15 protein-coding genes and 1 tRNA gene are annotated in these 18,595 nt (G+C 67.6%); 8 read left to right on the top strand and 8 right to left on the bottom strand.

Translation table 11 applies throughout. The features are described 5' to 3' along the window. Positions 1-7 precede the first annotated feature (7 nt). From MF407_RS11695 to MF407_RS11710, 4 genes are all read left to right on the top strand, one after another. Entirely contained in the window at positions 8-337 is a 330-nt protein-coding gene (locus MF407_RS11695; protein ID WP_239702376.1) for an FmdB family zinc ribbon protein, read from the top strand. 96 nt (positions 338-433) lie between these two features. Then, a complete protein-coding gene (locus MF407_RS11700) occupies positions 434-1,282 on the top strand; it encodes an S-methyl-5'-thioadenosine phosphorylase (protein WP_129625304.1) in 849 nt (282 codons plus the stop codon). Further along, positions 1,279-1,926, top strand: a complete 648-nt coding sequence (locus MF407_RS11705) for an SAF domain-containing protein (protein WP_239702377.1) — start codon at positions 1,279-1,281, stop codon at positions 1,924-1,926. Before MF407_RS11700 ends, MF407_RS11705 begins: the two co-directional genes overlap by 4 nt. Before the next feature lie 123 nt (positions 1,927-2,049). Then, complete coding sequence (locus tag MF407_RS11710) at positions 2,050-2,406, top strand: MscL family protein (RefSeq protein ID WP_239702378.1); 357 nt, start codon at positions 2,050-2,052, stop codon at positions 2,404-2,406. A gap of 67 nt (positions 2,407-2,473) precedes the next feature. Here the strand turns inward: MF407_RS11710 and MF407_RS11715 are convergent, their stop codons facing one another. Genes MF407_RS11715 through MF407_RS11725 form a run of 3 tightly spaced genes read right to left on the bottom strand, consistent with a single transcriptional unit; the run spans position 2,474 to position 7,997 of the window. After that, a complete protein-coding gene (locus MF407_RS11715) occupies positions 2,474-2,644 on the bottom strand; it encodes a hypothetical protein (RefSeq protein WP_239702379.1) in 171 nt (56 codons plus the stop codon). Further along, complete coding sequence (locus MF407_RS11720; protein ID WP_239702380.1) at positions 2,644-6,330, bottom strand: hypothetical protein; 3,687 nt, start codon at positions 6,328-6,330, stop codon at positions 2,644-2,646. The genes MF407_RS11715 and MF407_RS11720 overlap by 1 nt, the downstream gene beginning before the upstream one ends. A 2-nt stretch (positions 6,331-6,332) precedes the next feature. Continuing rightward, the gene (locus MF407_RS11725; RefSeq protein WP_239702381.1) at positions 6,333-7,997 is read right to left on the bottom strand and encodes a substrate-binding domain-containing protein; all 1,665 of its coding nucleotides are present in this window, start codon (positions 7,995-7,997) and stop codon (positions 6,333-6,335) included. 134 nt (positions 7,998-8,131) lie between these two features. Between MF407_RS11725 and MF407_RS11730 the strand changes: the two genes are divergently transcribed. The 3 genes from MF407_RS11730 (at position 8,132) to MF407_RS11740 (ending at position 10,955) form a co-directional block, all read left to right on the top strand. Then, positions 8,132-9,490, top strand: a complete 1,359-nt coding sequence (locus tag MF407_RS11730) for an AI-2E family transporter (protein ID WP_239702382.1) — start codon at positions 8,132-8,134, stop codon at positions 9,488-9,490. Positions 9,491-9,558: 68 nt separating this feature from the next. Then, positions 9,559-9,631: transfer RNA gene (locus MF407_RS11735), tRNA-Arg, on the top strand. 121 nt (positions 9,632-9,752) lie between these two features. Beyond that, the gene (locus MF407_RS11740; protein ID WP_239702383.1) at positions 9,753-10,955 is read left to right on the top strand and encodes an MFS transporter; all 1,203 of its coding nucleotides are present in this window, start codon (positions 9,753-9,755) and stop codon (positions 10,953-10,955) included. 132 nt (positions 10,956-11,087) lie between these two features. Here MF407_RS11740 and MF407_RS11745 read toward each other — a convergent pair whose 3' ends face one another. After that, the gene (locus MF407_RS11745) at positions 11,088-12,617 is read right to left on the bottom strand and encodes a DUF222 domain-containing protein (protein WP_345770863.1); all 1,530 of its coding nucleotides are present in this window, start codon (positions 12,615-12,617) and stop codon (positions 11,088-11,090) included. Between the two features lie 369 nt (positions 12,618-12,986). Then, the gene (locus MF407_RS11750; protein ID WP_141927621.1) at positions 12,987-14,009 is read right to left on the bottom strand and encodes a GTP pyrophosphokinase; all 1,023 of its coding nucleotides are present in this window, start codon (positions 14,007-14,009) and stop codon (positions 12,987-12,989) included. Positions 14,010-14,152: 143 nt separating this feature from the next. Between MF407_RS11750 and MF407_RS11755 the strand changes: the two genes are divergently transcribed. Next, a complete protein-coding gene (locus tag MF407_RS11755; protein ID WP_170221706.1) occupies positions 14,153-15,331 on the top strand; it encodes an MFS transporter in 1,179 nt (392 codons plus the stop codon). A 6-nt stretch (positions 15,332-15,337) separates the two neighbouring features. On the opposite strand, the gene MF407_RS11760 is transcribed toward MF407_RS11755, so the two are convergent. The 3 genes from MF407_RS11760 to MF407_RS11770 are packed head-to-tail and all read right to left on the bottom strand — an operon-like array spanning position 15,338 to position 18,517. Continuing rightward, complete coding sequence (locus tag MF407_RS11760; protein WP_239702384.1) at positions 15,338-16,780, bottom strand: wax ester/triacylglycerol synthase family O-acyltransferase; 1,443 nt, start codon at positions 16,778-16,780, stop codon at positions 15,338-15,340. Continuing rightward, positions 16,777-17,700 (bottom strand): alpha/beta hydrolase, encoded by a 924-nt coding sequence (locus MF407_RS11765; RefSeq protein WP_239702385.1) that lies wholly within the window; start codon positions 17,698-17,700, stop codon positions 16,777-16,779. Before MF407_RS11765 ends, MF407_RS11760 begins: the two co-directional genes overlap by 4 nt. Continuing rightward, positions 17,690-18,517: a hypothetical protein gene (locus MF407_RS11770; protein ID WP_239702386.1), complete on the bottom strand. Its 828-nt coding sequence runs from the start codon at positions 18,515-18,517 to the stop codon at positions 17,690-17,692. The genes MF407_RS11765 and MF407_RS11770 overlap by 11 nt, the downstream gene beginning before the upstream one ends. Between the last annotated feature and the right edge of the window lie 78 nt (positions 18,518-18,595).

Below are 18,595 nucleotides of genomic sequence, written 5' to 3' on the forward strand. Positions count from 1 at the left end.
GTGCGACGTGCCCACCTATTCGTACGGCTGCAAGAACTGCGGTCATCAGTTCGACATCGTCCAGTCCTTCAGTGACAACGCCCTGACCGACTGCCCGGAGTGCGGTGGTCAGCTGCGCAAGGTGTTCAACTCGGTCGGAGTCGTCTTCAAGGGATCCGGTTTCTACCGCACCGACAGCCGAAGCAACTCCTCGTCCTCCTCGTCGTCGACGACTCCTGCGGCGAAGGACAAGAAGGGCGACACCTCCTCGTCTTCGTCCTCGTCCTCGTCCTCGGACACCGGTTCCAGCACGCCGGCCCCGAGTGCCCCGAGCACTCCTGCGCCGAAGTCCGACTGACCCGATTCTCCACAGCCCCGCCTGCGGGTCGTCTGCGATCCACAGACTGGCCTCGCGGACCCGCTGGGCGTGGGCGCCGCCCGTTAACCTCGCGGCATGACTTCCCAGAGCACCGCCGGCGCCGAGTCCGCACCCATAGCCGAGATCGGTGTCATCGGCGGATCCGGGTTCTACACCTTCCTGGACGACGCCCGCCGGGTCGCGGTCGACACCCCGTTCGGTCCGCCGAGTGACGACGTCGTCATCGGCTCGGTCGGCGGACGGTCGGTGGCCTTCCTGGCACGGCACGGTCAGGGGCACCGTTTCCCGCCGCACCGGGTCAACTACCGCGCCAACCTGTGGGCCCTGCGCTGCGTCGGCGTGCGCCAGGTCCTCGCCCCGTGCGCCGTCGGTGCATTGAAACCGGAGTTCGGCCCCGGCACCGTCGTGGTGCCCGATCAGGTCGTCGACCGCACCTGGGGTCGCGAACACACCGTGTACGACGAACCGGGGGCCGTCGTCCACGTCGGGTTCGCCGATCCGTACTGCCCCACCGGGCGAGCCTCGGTGCTGGACGCCGCACGCGACGACGCCGACCTACCACCGGTCGACGGCGGCACGTTGGTGGTGATCAACGGGCCGCGCTTCTCCAGCCGCGCCGAGTCGCAATGGCACCAAGCAGCCGGGTGGTCGGTCGTCGGCATGACCGGGATGCCCGAAGCGTCGATCGCCCGCGAACTCGCGATGTGTTTCACCAGCGTCTGCCTGGTCACCGACGCCGACGCGGGGGTGGAGGGCCACCCGGGTGTCACCCACGAAGAAGTACTGGCGGTGTTCGCGACGAAGGTTGAGCACCTGAAAGATCTGGTGCGACGCACCATCGCGCAGCTTCCGCCCGTCGACGACTCGAACTGTGAATGCAGAAATGCGCTCGACGGAATCACCCTTCCTTTCGAGTTGCCGTGAGTCGGTTCGGATCGGCACGCACCGGCAGCCGCGCACAGAGGTGGCGCCGGACCCGCCTGCGACGCACCGGTGCGGTGGTGCTCGCGGTGCTGGCGCTGTGGACGACGTGGGCGGCGTTGCGACCGAGCGCGGCTGCGACCGTCGCGGTCACCGTCGCGGCACGTCCCATCGCCGCCGGCACGACGCTCGGCTCAGCCGACCTGAAGATCGTGCAGTGGCCCGCCGGCGTCGTCGTCCCCGGTCTGCTGCGACCTGCCCAGGCGGCCGGACAGGTGACCACGGGCGCTATCGCTGCGGGCGAACCGGTCACGGCGACCCGACTGGCCCACAGCGCCTGGAAGGCGCTGCGTCCGGGCGAACAGGCCTTCACGATCCCGCTCGCCGACCCACAGTTGGCGGCATTGCTCAGAGCCGGCGACCGTGTCGATCTCTACGACCCGGCCACCCGACGACTGGTGGTGAGCTCGGCGCGAGTGGTGATGTCCACCACCCCAAAGGTCGGGCCTCACGACGTGACTGCACCCGGAGAGCCCACGCTGGTCATCGCGGTGGAGCAGCGGAATTCCGCGCAACTGGCGGGCGCATTGGCCTCTGCGACGACCCTCGGGACGGGCTTGATCGCGGCCGCATCGTCACGGGCCTGACACAACAAACGTCGCCATGTGGGCGTTTCGGATTTTTCCACTCCGGGTTGCTCCGCTACTGTGGCGGCGCTTCCTGCAGAAAGCACCGAAGCACAAAGACCCCGAAAAGAGAAGGAAACAGCCGTGAGTGGCTTCAAGAAATTCCTGTTGCAGGGCAACGTCGTCGAACTCGCTGTTGCGGTTGTCATCGCCACCGTTTTCGCCAAGGTTGTCGACGCCTTCGTCAAGATCATCATGGACCTCATCGGCAAGGCCGGCGGGACCCCCGACTTCTCCAACTACAAGCCGGGCGGCGTGAGCGTGGGTAACTTCCTCACCGCGCTGATCGGCTTCCTGATCGTCGCCGCCGTCGTCTACTTCGGCGTCGTCAAGCCGTACGAGGCTTTCAAGGCCCGCTTCATGAAGCAGAAGGAAGAGGACGACGTGACCGAACTCAGCGTCCTCACCGAGATTCGCGACGCCCTGCGCATGGGCCGCTGATCACCCAGCACCACAACAGGAACGGGCGCCCCGATCGGGGCGCCCGTTCTTGTTCTTCGTTGCCTCACTACTCCCAGTGCGGCGGACGCTGCTCGTTGAGCCAGGTCTCGTGGGCCCGGTCGCGCGGCGTCAGATCCTCCTTGGCCGGTTCGTCCGCACGCGGCTCCGGGCCGGATTCGCCGCCGGTCGCCGGTCGCACCACCCGACGGTGCTTGCGTCGCCGCGGCTGCTCGGTCACTACGCCCCGTCCTGCGTGCGTGTGGCGACCTCAGCCAACCGAGCAATCTGCTGGGCGGGGTCACTGAAGACCTCACCCAGCGCCAGTCGCTCGTACCGCCAGCCGCGAGCGCGCAACTGCGCCGGACGCACGAGATCGCGATCGCGTACGTTGCCGAGTTCGGCTAAGGCGACGGCGTCGGTGTCGACCACCAAGGGCTCACCCTCGACGATCACCAGGTCGACCGCCGGGCGAGACGTGCCCGCCCCCGGCCGAACGGTCAGACCCTCGCCGCGCAACCGGCGCGCGAGGTCGCCGATGCACGGGTGTGCCGGTTCGTCGACGGGTTTACTCAGGGGCCGATCCAGCACACTGCCGGTCGAGGCGGTGCGCCGACGGCGAGACTGTTTGCTCTTTCCCGCCGACCCCGGCGGGCCGGCGGTCCGTTCGGCCCCGCCACCGGTGGCCGCGTGAACGAGCAGGTCGCGATACATCTGGGCACCGCGGCTGTGCAGTCCGGCCACGGCGACGTCGTCCGCCCGGAACGCGCTGACGACGACGAGTTGTTCGCGGGCCCGCGTGGTGGCGACCAGCAGGGCACGCTCGCCCCCGTCGTCCAACACACGCGCCACCGCGCCGACAAGCCCGCCGTCCTCGTCCACCCGGCACCCGGTGCTGAGCACGACGACGTCACGGGTGAAGCCCTGGGCGCGTTCGGCGGTGCGCACGATGAACGCTTCGGCGGAGTTCTCCTCCAACAGCGCCCGTACCCCGGGATCGGTGACTGCGCGTCGCGCCAACTGGGCGTTCAGTCGCTCGGCGTGCTCGTCGGTCAGTGCCACCACCATCAACGACCCGCGTCCAGGACGTGCAGCGTGACTGCTCACGACGTCGACGACGCGGTCGAGCTCGTCCTGACCCGCCGCGGTGATGTCCAGCCTGATGACCCGGCCGTCCGTCGGAGCGGGGAAGGTGCGCACCTTCGCGCCGTACGCCTGGATGTTCGCGAAGTCGAACAGCCGCCCGTCGCGCGATCGGTAGTGCGTGCCCAGTTCGATCGCCGGTACGAGCCCGGTGAGTTCGTCCAGGATCGAGGGGGTCGGTCGTGCACCGGCCGGGGTGCGCGCCGCGTCGACCGCGAACCGACTCGGTCGCAGCTGACGCCGGTCACCGAACAGGACGGTCTGCGCACCGCGCCGAACCGCCGGCACCGCCTCCGCGGTGCTCATCCGGGACGCCTCGTCGATCGCGACGACGTCGAACCAGACGCCCGCCGGGACGTGGGCGGGTACGAGCAGGGGACTCATCGCCCAGCACGGCATGAGCGCCATCATCAGCTCGGGTGCAGCCGGCAACAGGTCCCGCAGACTGGCCCCGCGGGCCAGACCCTGTTGGACGTCCCGCACCTGCTCAGGCAGGTTGCGTACGACGAACCGCAGACGTTCGTCCAGCTTGGAGCGCACGAAGCCGGCGCGTTCCGCGCGGCGCTCCTGCTCATCGGCCGCGTACTGGTGCAGCAGATCGCGGATCTGCTGACCTGCGGCATCAGTACCCTCGGCAGGATCGTGAAGATGAGCGAAAAGCGAAGTCCACCAAACGAATTCGAGTTCGGGCACAACCTCGTCGGGGCTGACCTGCCGGTGTGCGAGTTCGTCGACGAGGTCGCCGAGTCCCTGTGCACGCAATGCATCGATGTCGGTGGTTACCTCGGGGATGACGCCGAGTCGTTCGATCGAGTGCGACAACCGTCCCAGGCGCGCCTGCAGCGAGTCGAACGACTGGTCGAGCAGGTCCCCGCCGTCGGCGGTGGTGGACAGTCGCTGCCCGAGCCACTCGAGTTCGCTGCGCATCTTCTCGTGGGCGGCGACCACGTCGGCCAGACCCTTCGGTGCGGCCGGCCGGGAACCCTTGCCCGCGATCCGGCGCCACGTGACCCGCTGCCGCAACGCCTGCACCAGCACACCGTGCAGATCGGGACGCGGTCCCGGACGCAGCAACTCCTGCGCCTGCGCGACCAACCGGCGCCGTTCCATGACCCCGACCTTCGAGTCGTGTTCGCGCCGGTAGTGGCGGTCGCCGGTAGCTGCGGCCAGGTCGCCGAGCGGCGCCTCGAACACCTCGGGGCGGAAGACTTCGAGCGTGTCGGTCACGTGCTGGAGCAGTTCGAGGCACTCCTCCTCCTCGCGCATGTCGGCGGGTGAGGGCAGGCCGACCTGGTCGAAGAGATCTTCGACCAGCGCACGGTGCGCGCCGAGTCGCTCGTTCGCCAACTCGGTGACGCTGTTGCGCGTCCGCTGCGCTTGCTGCGGACCGGCGATGGCGGCGCCGTACCAAGGGTCGTTCTCACCGCTGGTCGGCCACGCGCCCTTGCGCGCGATGGCCAGCAGGCGGCGTCCGGCTTCGTCGCGCTGCGCGGGTGACAGCGCCAGCAGGTCGCCGCCGGCCAGCCGGACATGTGAGCGCGGTGAGGGACGCCGATCGCCCAGCGCGGTGATCGCCTCGAGGGTCTGCGCCAGCGAGACCTGCCACGGCGAGTGCAGCCGGTGCATCCGCTGGTGGTGCTCCTGCAACTTCTGCGCGAAGACCGACGGGTTCCGTTGCACCGCAGGGGGTTGCACGGACGAGGCGATCGCTTCCTGAATACGCCGGTTGAACAGTTCCTCGAACTCAGGGCCCGGACGCCCGTCGCTCATGTGTGCGACAAGGTCGCCGAGCCCGACCTCGGTCAGCCGACTGTTCACCGCTTCGATGGCGGCGCGCTTGTGACTGACCAGCAACATCGGCCGGCCCTGCGCCGCGAGCGCAGCGACGAGGTTGGCGATGGTCTGGGTCTTGCCGGTACCGGGCGCCCCGTCGACCGTCAGGTGGGCGCCGGCGAGCACAGCGCTGAGCACGGCTTCCTGCGAGGCGTCCGATGCCAGCACGCCGTGGGCTTCGGACAGCCCGGTGGGGTCGGGCTCCGGCGGCACTGCGCGGATCGCGTCCAGCGCGTCCGGGTCACCGCTGAGCGCATCCAGCACCGGGTGACCGGGAGCGTGCTCGTCCATCAGGTCACCGACGAGGTCGGCCTTGCTGAGGTTGAAGGTGCTGATGATCTGGCGACGCTGGATCTCGAAGCCGGGCACCGCGGTGCACGCTCGGCGTAGTTCGTCGAACACCTGTCGCGGGTCCGACGGTGAACTGGCGCGGGCGAGCGCGGTCAACGCGTCCTCGTCGACCTCGATGCCGTAGGCCTGCCGTAGGTACGCAACCAGCGCCGGGTTGACGATCGCGGGACTCGTGACCTGGATGAGCAGGTCGTCCGGGTGCCCGGCGACCCGTTGCAGGCGCACCCGGCGCAGCAGCACCGGGGCGAGCGGAGGCGTGCCGCTGCCCCGCACCTTCCACCCGGCCAGGCCGATACCCATCCAGCAGGAATCGATGCCGCGGTCCTCCTGCAGTTCCACCACCTTGGCCTCGATCATCCGCAGCCGGCGCGAGGCCTCGGCGTAGGCGTAGGACTCCCGCACCACCTGCGACAGACGGGCGCTGCCGGAGGAGAACAGGCGAGCCACCCCGGCCGGGTGCGCGGTGGTGAGTTCGAGCATGCCGCGTCCGCGGTCGTCGAACCACAACAAGGTGTTGGGTCCGCCGATACCGGTGAGCTCCTCGCGCCAGCCGGCGATGTCGTGCGCGGAACGGTCGTCCGTTGCGGTGGTGTCGGTCATCGTCAGCTTCGGTGCAGGAATGCGTCGACGAACACAGTTGAGATCTCCGAGGGGTCCTTGGTCACGTAGGACAACCCGTCGGTTGCCCTCGCGATCTGCTTGAGCGCGGCCGGATCGGTGTCCTGGCCCATCGAGATGGCGACCAGCTTGATCGGCTTGTCGGGTTTGTAGGCGCCGCCGAGGTTCTTCAGCAGCTGCTGGAGACTGAGCCCGCCACCCGGGTCGTCGTTCTTGCCGTCGGTCATCACGACGATCGAGTTGACGTAGCCGTCTCGGTAGCTCTTGGTCGCCGCCTGGTACGCCGCCCAGATCGAGTCGTACAGACCGGTGTCCCCGTTCTTCTCGACCAAGGCGGGTAGCTGTCCGAGCTTGTCGACCATCTTCTGCTTGTGCGCGTTGCCGGACGGGGTGTTACCGATCTCGGCGACCTCGGGAACGATCGCCAGATAGTCCTTACCCTTGCCGTCGAGGTCGGTGCTGAACGCCCAGGCACCGATCTGAGTCGTGCCCGGGAGCGCGTTCAGTGCGAGTTTCGCGGTGCTGGCGAGCAGGTCGATCCGGCTCTGCTTCGGCCCCACCTCGGCGATCATCGAGCCCGATACATCGACCAGGACGAGCATGCGTGCGTCGCGTGCCAGGTCACCCCACGACTTGACGGCGCTGACGTTCTCGGCGCTCTTGGGCGCCGCCACCAGCTTGATGCCGGAGGGAAGTGCCGAACTGTCCGGCGCCTGTCCCCCGGGCACCCGGAAGCCCGCCTTGTTCAGCGCCGACTTCGCCTGCGCGCTGCGCAGAGAGGCGAGCAACGCATCGATCGCGTTCTGCGGTGCGGAGGTTGCCTTGACCGGACGCACGAACGGGAAGTCGAGCTGCGGGACGCCTTCCTGCGGAATCAGCGGCCGCAGCTTCTTGTCCGGGTGGGTCCGGTCGAACTCGAGCAACTGTTGTTCCGACAGCGGGTATGCGCGTGCGGCGTCCGACCCCTGCACAGCGCGGCCGGCCAGCGACTCCGGCGAGAGGGTCGAACGGCTGAGTCGAACGATCGAGCGCAGCAGGTCGGTGCGTTCCTGACGGGTGCCCGATCCGCGGTTCGCGACGGTCATCGCGGCGAGCGAGGTCGAGGAGACACCGGTGTCCTGAACGGTGACCGGGAGATTGCCGGCGCTGAGGAGCTGCGCCCAAGTCGGGGTCTTGTCCAAACCGGGCACGGAGGACTGTGCCTGCGGCACGCCGACAACCACGGGACTGCTGGCGATCGAACCGGAGTTTCCGACCCAGCCCGCACCGAGCTTCGCCGTGGCGTCGTCCACCCACATCGAGGAATCGGGGATCCACACGTCCGGGATGCCCTGGCCGCCCGCCTTCACGGCCCGGTTGACGCTTTCACCCGATGCGCGGCTGACGACGTAGTCCGCGCACAGCGTGGGGTTGGACTCCAACGCGTCCACCTGCTCGAAGACGACTGGGTACAACTCCGGGGTCACCGACACGGACACCTTCGCCGGCTCGGCGCAGGACGCGACCTCGTCCGACGAGCCGACCATCGCCGAGACCGCGCCACCGGTGCCGAGGGTGAGCGCGAGCAGTCCGGCGCCCGCGGCGATGCGCTTGTTTCGCGCAGGGCCGGCGGACGACGACGCAGCTGTGGATACCGAGGAGTCACTCATCGTTCCGGTAGGTTACCTGCCCGTTCCCGCGCTAGTTCCCCGTTGCGCCGATCGAGGTGGTTCAGTGGGGACAGCGTCCGGCGCCGGTCCTCATCCTCGGGGCCGGCTCGGACTTCGCCGCTTGAAGGAGAACAATGCTGAAACGCTTGGGCTTGTCCCGCCTGGGTACAAAGCTCGCGGGCCCCAAACAGAAGCCCACGCGTCCGGACGAGGACTCCGGCGACGGGACCGCCAAGGTACGGCCCCGCATCCTGGGCGAGCGGGTGGCTGCCGGGTCGAAGGTCGCGAAGGCGCGCACGACCAACGAGGGCGTCGACCGGGCCATGGTCATCGGACGAGGCATGCGTTGGACCGCCGGCTGGGCTCTGAGAACGCTGCTGATCCTGGCCGCCCTGTGGGCCGTGCTGAAGATCGTGGGCATCTTCTGGTCGGCCTTGCTGCCGGTGTGCCTGGCGCTCGTCATCGCCACCGTGTTGTGGCCGCCGACCCGCTGGCTGCGTTCGCGCGGCTTCTCCCCTGCGGCCGCCGCCGTCACCAGCCTGCTCGGTGCGATCGCAGTGTTCGCGGCGATCATCGCGCTGATGACGCCGATGGTGAGTTCGCAGGTGCCCGAACTCACCAGCAAGTCGATCGACGGGGTCAACAAGATCCAGGACTGGCTCGAAGGCCCGCCGTTCAACGTGCAGCCCGAGCAGATCGACAACGCGGTCAAGGCCATCACCGACAAGCTGCAGACATCCGGCGACAAGATCGCCAGCGGTGTCTTCACCGGCGTCACGACCGCCGGACACATCCTGGTCAACCTCATCGTGGCCCTGATCCTGTGCTTCCTGATGATCAAGGACGGACCGCACTTCCTGCCGTGGCTGCGCTCGATCGCAGGACGCGGCGCCGGCGCCCACTTCACCGAGATGCTCACCCGCGTGTGGCAGACCCTGTCCGGGTTCATCCGGACGCAGGCCCTGGTCTCCGCGGTGGACGCGTTCTTCATCGGTCTCGGTCTGGTGGTGCTCGGCGTCCCGCTCGCGTTGCCCTTGGCGCTGCTGACCTTCTTCGGTGGGTTCGTCCCGATCGTCGGTGCGTTCGTCGCCGGGACGCTCGCGGTGCTGGTGGCGCTGGTGACCAAGAGCGTCACGACCGCGTTGCTGGTGCTGCTGATCGTCCTGCTGGTGCAGCAACTCGAGGGCCACATCCTGCAGCCCTTGCTGCAGAGCCGTTCCATGGAGTTGCACCCTGCGCTGGTGCTGCTGTCGATCGCGCTGGGTGGCCAGTTGTTCGGCATCGTCGGCGCCTTCTTCGCCGTGCCTCTCGCCGCGACGGTCGCGGTGACACTGCGCTATCTGGGTGAACAGATCGACCTGCGAACAGGTGACCTGTCTCCGGGCGAACTCGAGCCACTCACACCCGAAGGGCGGTACGCGGCCGAGCAAGCTGCCAAAGACACTCACCCGCCCGCAAAGGACGACCTGGCGGACAAGCTGGACGAACTGTGAGTCGCCCGGTGAGTTCGCAGGTTCGACCAGCTGCGAACTAGACTGCTCCGGCCGGGCGCCCGGCCCCCGCCCTCGTAGCTCAGGGGATAGAGCACCGCTCTCCTAAAGCGGGTGTCGCAGGTTCGAATCCTGCCGGGGGCACTTCGCGTGACGGATGACCTCATGCTCGACAGTTACTTCGGCTGATCCTTGAGACCGGACGACGACGGAGGGAACGCGCGATGGGCCGTGTGTTGTTCGGACGCGTCCGCGCCCAAGCATCATGAACCGCCTGGGCCGGCGCAGGGCGTTCTGGTCCGCGGCGTGCGTCCTGGGCCTGTCGCTCTGGTCGTCGGGAGCGCCGAGCGTCCTCTATCCGCTCTACGCGGTGAAGTGGGATCTACCGCCAGTCGCGGTCACGACCGTGTTCGCGACCTATCAACTCGCGCTGGTCGTGGTGCTCCCCTTGTTCGGGAATCTGTCCGACCTGTTCGGACGGCGCCGCATCATGCTCGCGGGCATCGCGCTCATGGCAGCCTCCGCGATCGTGTTCGCATTCGCACCCAACGTCGCCTTCCTCTATGTCGGACGCGTGCTGCAGGGCGCCGGGGCGGGCCTGGCAATGGGCGCCGCGACCGCGTCCCTGATCGAGAACAACACCAGCCGCAACCCTCGCTCCGCGAGCACTGTCGCCACCGTCGCGACGGCAACCGGTCTCACTTTTGCCCTGCTGCTCAGCGGCTTGTTCGCCGAACACCTCCCTCGCCCGCTGCTGTGGAGTTACATCGTCCTGCTCGTCCTTGCCGTGACGGCGGGTGCGGCGGTGTGGGCCACCCCGGACGACCGACCACTGATGACGAAGCGGTGGCGACCGCAGGTACCGTTCGTCCCCACCGGATTCCGGACCGGGTTCGTCATCTCGACGCTCTCGGTGAGCCTGGCTTACTGCGTCGGTGCGATCTTCCTGTCCTTGGGCGCCCACATGATCGACCAGTTCACCCACAACGAGAACACCGCTCTCGTCGGGAGCCTGCTGGCCACGTCATCCGCGTGCATCGGGGTCACTGGCCTTTTCCTGCCGCGGTTCCATGCCCGCGCTCTCATTTGGGCCGGCACCGCGCTCACTCTCGTGAGCCTCGCACTCATGGCGGCGGCCAGCGGCTTCGGATCGCTTCCGTTGTTCCTCGGCTGGTGCGTCGTCGGCGGGATCGCCTACGCGCTGGCGTTCACCGGCGGGCTCGGACTCATCAACGACCTGTCTCCTACGCATCACCGGGGTGCCACACTGTCGTTCCTCTATCTGGTCGCCTACACGCTGCAGGCCGCCACCGCGATCGGCGTCGGCGCGGTCGCCACTGTCGTCTCACTCAGCACCGCGGTGGGAGCGGCGGCGATCGTCCTCGCCGTGCTGTGCGAGGCGGTCGCGGTCTTGCTGCTCACGAGTAGACGGACCGCTACGCCGCTCACAAATCTCGCAGCGTCGTGACGCTACAAGTGCTCGCGTCGCTCTGATTCATTTCGCTCGAGAACGTCACCGAGTGGTGACAGGAATCATGTCCTGGCGAATGACCCCTCGGTGGAACTGAAAACATCGGTCGAACCTGAGGGCTTCGATCGGTCAGGCCGCGGAGGCGGTCTTCTTTTGGTGGTGCCAGGTCACGGTTTCGTCGGTAACGGTCGCGGTGAGGTTGTCACGGTGCACGATCCGGTGATGCGTGCCGCACAACAGGGCTGAGTTCGCCAGGGATGTTTCACCACCGGTCCACCACGGTTGAACGTGGTGGACCTCGCACATCACCGGCGGCCGCGTGCACCCATCGAAGCTGCAGTGCCGATCTCGTTGGATCACTGCTCGTCGCAGTTCCTTGTCGACCAACCGGACTTTGCGTCCGACGTTCAACGGTTGACTCTTCGAACCCAACACCATCGGAATGATCTCCGCATCACACGCCAACTGCCGCACCGTGTCCGGTGTGACACCCACACCACCATCAGTGACGCCCAACCCCGCAAGCGCTTTGGCGAGCACCCCGTAATCGATCGTGACCACCAACCGGGCCGTCCCGAACGTCTTCACACTGCCGTCACCATCAACAGCCTGCGCACCCACCATGATCAACATCAGCAACGCATCCGCGCGCCGCTTGCCCGGCGTCCGCAGATCCGGTTCACCCGACCTGCTCGCACCCGGGTAGTGCCGGTGATGCGGATCCTCGCAGCACTCCGACACCGGTGACGGCGCCGACAATGCTCCGATCGCGTGCTTGATCACCTCGGCATGATCAGCAGAGAAGTCACCGGTGAACCGCACCATGCCCTCCGGCAGATCAGTCCACGACAACGACTCGTGCCGCTGCAACGCGTCTTCCTTCTCATCCAGCACCTCCTGGCCGTACTCAGCCAGGATCCGCTTGGTCAACTCCCGCACCGCCCGCGCCCCATCACCCGGCGCCAGCGACAGGAACCACCCATAAATCTCGTCCACACCCGCGGTCGGCACCACCGCTTTCACCTTCGCGGTGTTGAACAACGCCGCATTCGCGATCGTGGTGTTCACCGCCCCCGAGGTCACCGCAGCAGCCAACCGAGCATTCAACGGCGACCGACACGCGTCCGCCAACCGAGCAACCCGGGCAGCATGCGCCGGCTCCAAACCACCAGCAGCCACAGCACACGACACATCAGAACCGTCGGAACAGTCGGAACCGTCGGAATCGTGTTCTGTCTCAACCGGATCCACCCGAACCAGGGGCCCCGCGAGCGACGCTGTCTGCGCGCCGAGCACTGAGCCCGCGTCCTCACCACTGGACAACCGTTGCACCCACTGCCCCGCACCCGCCGCGGTCGACCGATCCACCGCTCCCCGCTCGATCGCCTCAGCAGTTACCGCCACCAACGCTGCTTCCGCCTGCTGCATCATCACCGCCAACGACTGCGCCGCCACCGTCAGCTCCACATCACTCAGATTCACCGAGATCGACGCCAACCGGCACACATCCGGCAGCACCTCACGCACCGACCCAGCACACTCACCCGCCTCGCCCGGGTACGCAGGGGCCGGTTCAGCAGCCGTCGAACCGCACCGGGTCTCGATCGCGCCGCTCGCCCCTGGGGGCTCGCAGCTACTCGACCAGCGTTCGTTCACCATGCCCACTCACCCTCCCTTGGTGCGCTTCCGGTCTACCTTCATCGTACAGGTGTTCGAACAGTGTGGGGAAGGGTTTGGTCCCTGAATTTCGTTCGTCGACAACAGAATTCGCTACTTGACGGTATCCACAGCCCGGCTTCGCGGGCCTATTTATGCACAGCCCTTCCTCGGCGGGTCGGGTGTCCGTCTATGTCGCCGTGGTTTCGGCACCTGCGCCCTCGTACCTCGGGCGCAGGGCTCAACCAGCGAACGCTCCTAGGCCCCCGAAGCCTGCGGCCGGCGGTGGTGACATTCCGCCGTAGGGCTCAACCAGCCAAAGTCGGCGGAAGCCTTGGGCGTTCAGAAGCCGCTGATGAGTGCGTAGGCGAGTCAGCCGGCGGACTTCATCTTCGCCAGCCGCGTCTTCAGCCGGTCGACGCGGTGGGAGTTGTCGTGCAGATCGATGTACCTCTCACCGAACGCGACCAGCAGGACGTCATCCAACCGGCGGACGGCGCCCGGCGGGTTGCGATAACCCATTCGCCGGTCCACGTCCGCGACGTCGATACTGCGGATCGCATCGGCGAGCTCGGTCAGCGAGGTGATCCCGAGCTCGAGGACGAGCCCCGACATCCAGGCGTAGTGCTCCGGACGCGACCAGCTGGCGTCCGCGTACTGACCGGCCAGGAACGCGGCCAACTCGCGCGGGTCGATGCGCGGGTCGACCTCGGGGTCGCCGGAGGAGGGCGCGTGCACCGGCCGTTGCAGGCGTTCGCGGATCGCCGAGAACTCGAGGTCGGCGAGCTCGAGCAGACCCGCCGCAAGACTGAAACGACGATCGAAGTCGGAGCGGTACTCATCCGGAACCGTCCCCTTGTAACGGATGTCGTGCTCGAACTCGGCCCATGCGTGCTGCAGCACGGTACGGATCTGCACCTGTACGTGCCGGTCTCCGATCTTCGGGTGGGCCTTGCGGTCCTCGGCCGAGAGCTGGATCTGCAGGTGCCGGCTCGCGTAACCCCAGCGCCCCTCGCTCGCGGTCTCGCTGCCCATGTCCCGGTCGTCCAGCACGACTGCCTCGGTGGCCAGCAGTTGAGCGACCGCCGCGACGTCCGAACGCACGTAGGTGATGACCCGCAGACCGATCACGTCGCCGATGTCGGACATCGGGTCGGGATAGACCGGCGTACCGTCCCGCAACCGGCCGGCCTTGTCGGCGAACGACTCGACGCTCTTGGCTCGGCCGGTGACGGTCAGGTAGTTGAGGCCGGCGTCGTCCAGGATGCCGACGACGAGATCGACCGCTTCTTCAGCGGCGACGCGCAACTTCGGGTGCAGGGAGGCGTACTGCTGGGTAGCACGACGAACGACTTCCTGGTGCGGGAGCGGACGCGAACCACGGGACGACGGCATGGGTGCAGCATGTCAGGCCGGCGACCCGGACGGCGAGCACCGGTCCACAAGCCCACCGATCGGTCGGTGCGGTGGGAGGGGGCACGACGGATGTCCGCACCTGCAGTGATGCTCGCCGGATTCATGCCTGCCAGGCTGTGCCGGTGAAGCCATGGATGCGCGTCGCGTTCGCGCTGTTCGTCGTCGGATGGGGGGCCAACGAGTTCTCCCCGCTGCTGCTGGTCTACCGCGCGGAGAACGGACTCACCCCCACCTTCGTCAACGCGATGTTCGCGGCATACGTTCTCGGCCTGGTCCCGGCCCTGCTGGGTTCGGCTGCACTGGCCGGACGCTTCGGCCACCGTGCGGTGCTCCGACCGGTCATGGTGTTCAGTGCTCTCGCCTCGGCTGTGCTGGCGATCGGTGAATCGAACTCCGTCCTGCTGTTCATCGGACGTGTGCTGTACGGCATGGCAACCGGTGCCGCCATGGCGCCGGGCTCGACCTGGGTCAAGGAACTGTCCAGCGATGCACCTGCAGGGACGGGCGCCCGTCGGGCCGCGATGTCGTTGTCGGGCGGGTTCTGCCTCGGCCCCGTGGCGGCCGGGGTGCTCGCCGAATGGGTTGCCGGCCCCAAGGTCGTCCCGTACCTCGTCCACATCGCCCTGACGGCTGTTGCCGCGGCGGTCGTGTGGAACGCTCCGATGCGCTCCCAGCATGCCCCCGACCATCTCGTCGCGATCGGCGAGCCGGACGTCCCTGCGACTCGCCCGTCGCACGCGGCCCTGTCGACGCATTTCTGGGGACGCATCGCGCCGATGGCGCCGTGGGTGTTCGCCTGCCCGTCGCTGGGCATCGTCACCATCCCCGCCCTCGTCGGTCAGCACATCAGCGGCTGGTCGATCGCCTTCAGCGGCGCCATGTCGGGTGTGACGCTCGGCATCGGCGTGCTGGTGCAGCAGCCCGCCCGTGACCTGGAGGCGCAGCGTCCGGGCGTGGTCAGCCTGCTCGGCATGGTGGCCGTGCTGGTCGGCATCCCGATGGTGGCTCTCGTTGCGTGGCAACCGAATCCGCTGCTAGCAGTTGCCGCCGGAGCGGTGCTGGGGTGCGGATACGGACTCAACCTCGTCGGCGGGCTCACCCGCGTCGAGCACGCCGCCGACGCGACTCACCTGGCGATGACCAACGCGGTCTTCTACTGCCTCACCTATCTCGGCTTCTTCCTGCCGATGATCATCGCCGCGCTCGCCTCACGCTGGCACACCCAACAGGTCATGGCCGGGCTGTGGATCGCAGCCGTGGCGAGCGCAGCGGTCGCCTTGGCCGCACGACGAGCAGCCTGAGACCGGTCAATCAGTCTGTGAGGCGGGCCGTTCGGCCTCCTGCACCAACAGCGCCAGTTCCTCGACCGCCCACTCGCAGATCTGCTGCGGGTCAGGCACCAGTTCCGGATCGGTGGTGATGCCCACATGCAGCAGATCGCGGTAGCCCAGCAGGGTGATGTTGAGCCCGATCCCGTCGGCCAACACCGACAGCGGGTACATCGCCTGCAGTTCCGCGCCCGCGACGTATGCCTGCCGGCTGCCACCGGGCACGTTGGAGATGATGAGGTTGAACGGCCTGATGGTGCGGAAGATGCCGGTCTCCCACATCGCGCGAGCAGCACGGCCGAAGATCACCGGCGGCGCGAACTGCATCGCCGACGTCAGCACCGTCGGTGGCACCGCTCCACCCTTCTTGCGTGCCGACTTCGTGAACTTCGAACTGCGCCGCAGGCGGTCCTTCGGGTCCTCGAGGTGAGTGGGCAGCGTGGCCAGCATCGCGGTGACGAAGTTGCCCTGCTCGGACCGATCCGCCGAGCGGACCGCCACCGGCACCATCGCCACGAGCGGCGTCCCGGTGACTCCCCCGTCCTGCAGCAACCATCGCCGGACGGCGCCCGCCATCACCGCCATCACCACGTCGTTCACAGACGTGCCGAACGCGTTCTTGACCGTCTTGATGTCGTGCAACGGCAGGTCGATCACGCCGAGCCGCCGACGGCGCGAAATACGTCCGTTGAAGGTGGTGACCGGTGGTCGGACCGGCAGGGAGTCGGTGACGATCTCCGGATCGGCGTCCTTTTGCCGCAACGGATTACGCGGCTTGAGTGCGCTGAGCGAGAGCATCGCCGGGGTCCACTTCGCCAGGCCGGTCACGACCGTCCATGCATCGCCCGGACGCTGCAACATCCCGATCGCCGAGCGGGCCAGCAGACCCACCGAGGACGGCGCCGGCTCCGGAACGAACTTGAACGGTTTCCCGGTCAGCTGTAGTGGCTCCAGGTCGACGAGCGCACTGAGCACCTCCATGCCGGACACCCCGTCGATCACCACGTGGTGCGTTTTGGTGATCAACGCGACGCGCCCATCGGCAAGTCCGGTCACCAGGTACAACTCCCACAGTGGACGGCTGGTGTCGAGCGGTCGCTCGTGGATGCGCGTCGCCAACTCCATGAGTTGCTCGACCGTGCCCGGACGCGGCAGCGCACTCTCTCGCACGTGGTAACTCAGGTCGAAGTGGTCGTCGTCGACCCAGTAGGACCGGTCGAGGCCGAACGGCACCTCGGCCAGGCGCTTGCGGAAGAAGATGACCCGGTCGAGGCGCTCGGCGACGAACTGGGTGATGTGTGCCAGGTCGAACTCATCGTCGAGACCGGACGGATCCAGCAACATGATGCTGCTGATGTTGCCCGTCATGGTGGAGTTCTCGAGCCCGAGGAACGCCGCGTCGAGGGCGGAGAGTTGCTTCATGCGGCGGGTCGGATATGCGAATCCACCCATCCGACAATGGTTTTCGCGGTGCGATCGGGGTGCTCGATCATCGGCACGTGACCGGTGGCCTCCCACTCCTCGTACATCCAGCGAGGGATGGCCCGCTTGGCCCACCGCGCCGCCTCGACCGGCACCAACCGGTCCTGCACGCCGTGGATCAGCAGGACGGGCACCCTGATCGCCCGGTAACGGCCGAGCACGGCACCGTGCGAGATGGTTTCCTGGAACATCGACCGGGCGGCGATTCCGAGTGCCTGCATCGCGTCCGGGAACTGGCGGCGAGCCTTGGCCATGTCGACATGCACGTCGAACATGTCGTTGTCCCGCGAGCCGTAGTCGGCGAAACAGATCCGCATCGCATTGTCGACCTCCGCCTCCGGCGTGATCGGACGCTTACGTGCGCGGCTGTACATACCGACGGCGGCCGGAGTGAAAAGCGTTCGCAGAGAGGAGATCTGGCGTCCGGGATGACGGCGCGGGGCGGGCATCGCCGGGTTGAGCAGCACCACGCCGCGCACCAGGTCGGGGTGCGCGGACGCGACCATCGCGCAGATGAGCCCACCCATCGAGTTGCCGGCGACGAGGGCGGGCTCCCCGACGACAGTCTCGATGAACTGCCGCACCAATTTGGCGTTGCTGCGCACGGTCGGCGAGCGATCCGCGGCACGGGTCAGACCGAATCCGCCGAGATCCGGCGCGTAGACGTGGTACCCCGCGTCGCGCAGCAGAGGTCCGATCAGCATGTAGTTCAACGAATGTCCGCCGAGTCCATGGACCAGCACGAACGGCGTGCCGTCGCCACCGAAGTCGAGGTAGTGAACCTCACCGTCGAGATCGACCGTGCGGTACTCGGCTCCACGCTCGGCCAGCGGTGCGGTGAACGGGCTCTCAGGCGACATCGGCATCTCCGTGTGGGTTGTCGGACTCGGGGAAGAAGCAACGCAGGGCACCCGGCGGCACGAAGGGACGCCAGTCGTCCTCCGGTTGGGCGAGACGGTCGGCGATCGCGTAGAACATGTGCGGATCGAAGCCGATCGACAGGTGACTCGAGCGCACGCGAACGCTCTCGGAATGTTCGGTCGCAGGCTCGAGACAGTGCTGCCACGCCACGATGCCGTCTTCCTTGGAACAGAACGACGTGGAGGGCACCGACAGCGGGTACGCGCTTCGACCGGTCGCGGTGGGTTGCTCGGCATCCTGTGCGTGCAGATGAGCGAACCGGGTGAACATGGATTCGGCGCGGGATTGGCGCGGGTGCTGCAGCCGGTAGGGCGAAGCGAGCGTAATGACCTGACGGATGCACTCGGGGTGCTGGTGAGCCAGTTCGCGAGCGTAGATACCGCCCAGGCTCCACCCGATCACCGAGACCTTGGCGCGGTTGCGGCGAGCGATGCGCTGGATCGCGACCGGAAGCTCGGCACGAACGGCGGCCGTGGGACCGACATTACGGCCCAGGTGCCAGCCGTACGGGCGCCAGCCGCGCAACCGCAGGAAGTTGCGCAAGGCGAGGGTGGACAGGTCGTTCGCGCCCAACCCGGGCAGGACGAGGACCGGGTGGCCGTCTCCGGAGGCCGTGGTGGCAAGCAGCGGCACCGCCGACGCCATCAGGTGCACACCGAGGGCGACGCGCGGAATCTCGGTGGCGAGCCAGAACGCGCCCGGCGGTCGGGCGACCCGATCGGCCACCGACGCCTCGAACTTCTCGAGGGACCCCATGACTGCTCACCTCTTCACACTCGGGACGGTGCAACACGTCCCGAGATCCATTGTGCTCCTAGGGCGCGAGCACGAGTG

Origin of the sequence: Yimella sp. NH-Cas1, from assembly GCF_022359705.1 — a bacterium.
Taxonomy (GTDB): Bacteria; Actinomycetota; Actinomycetes; order Actinomycetales; family Dermatophilaceae; genus Yimella; species Yimella lutea.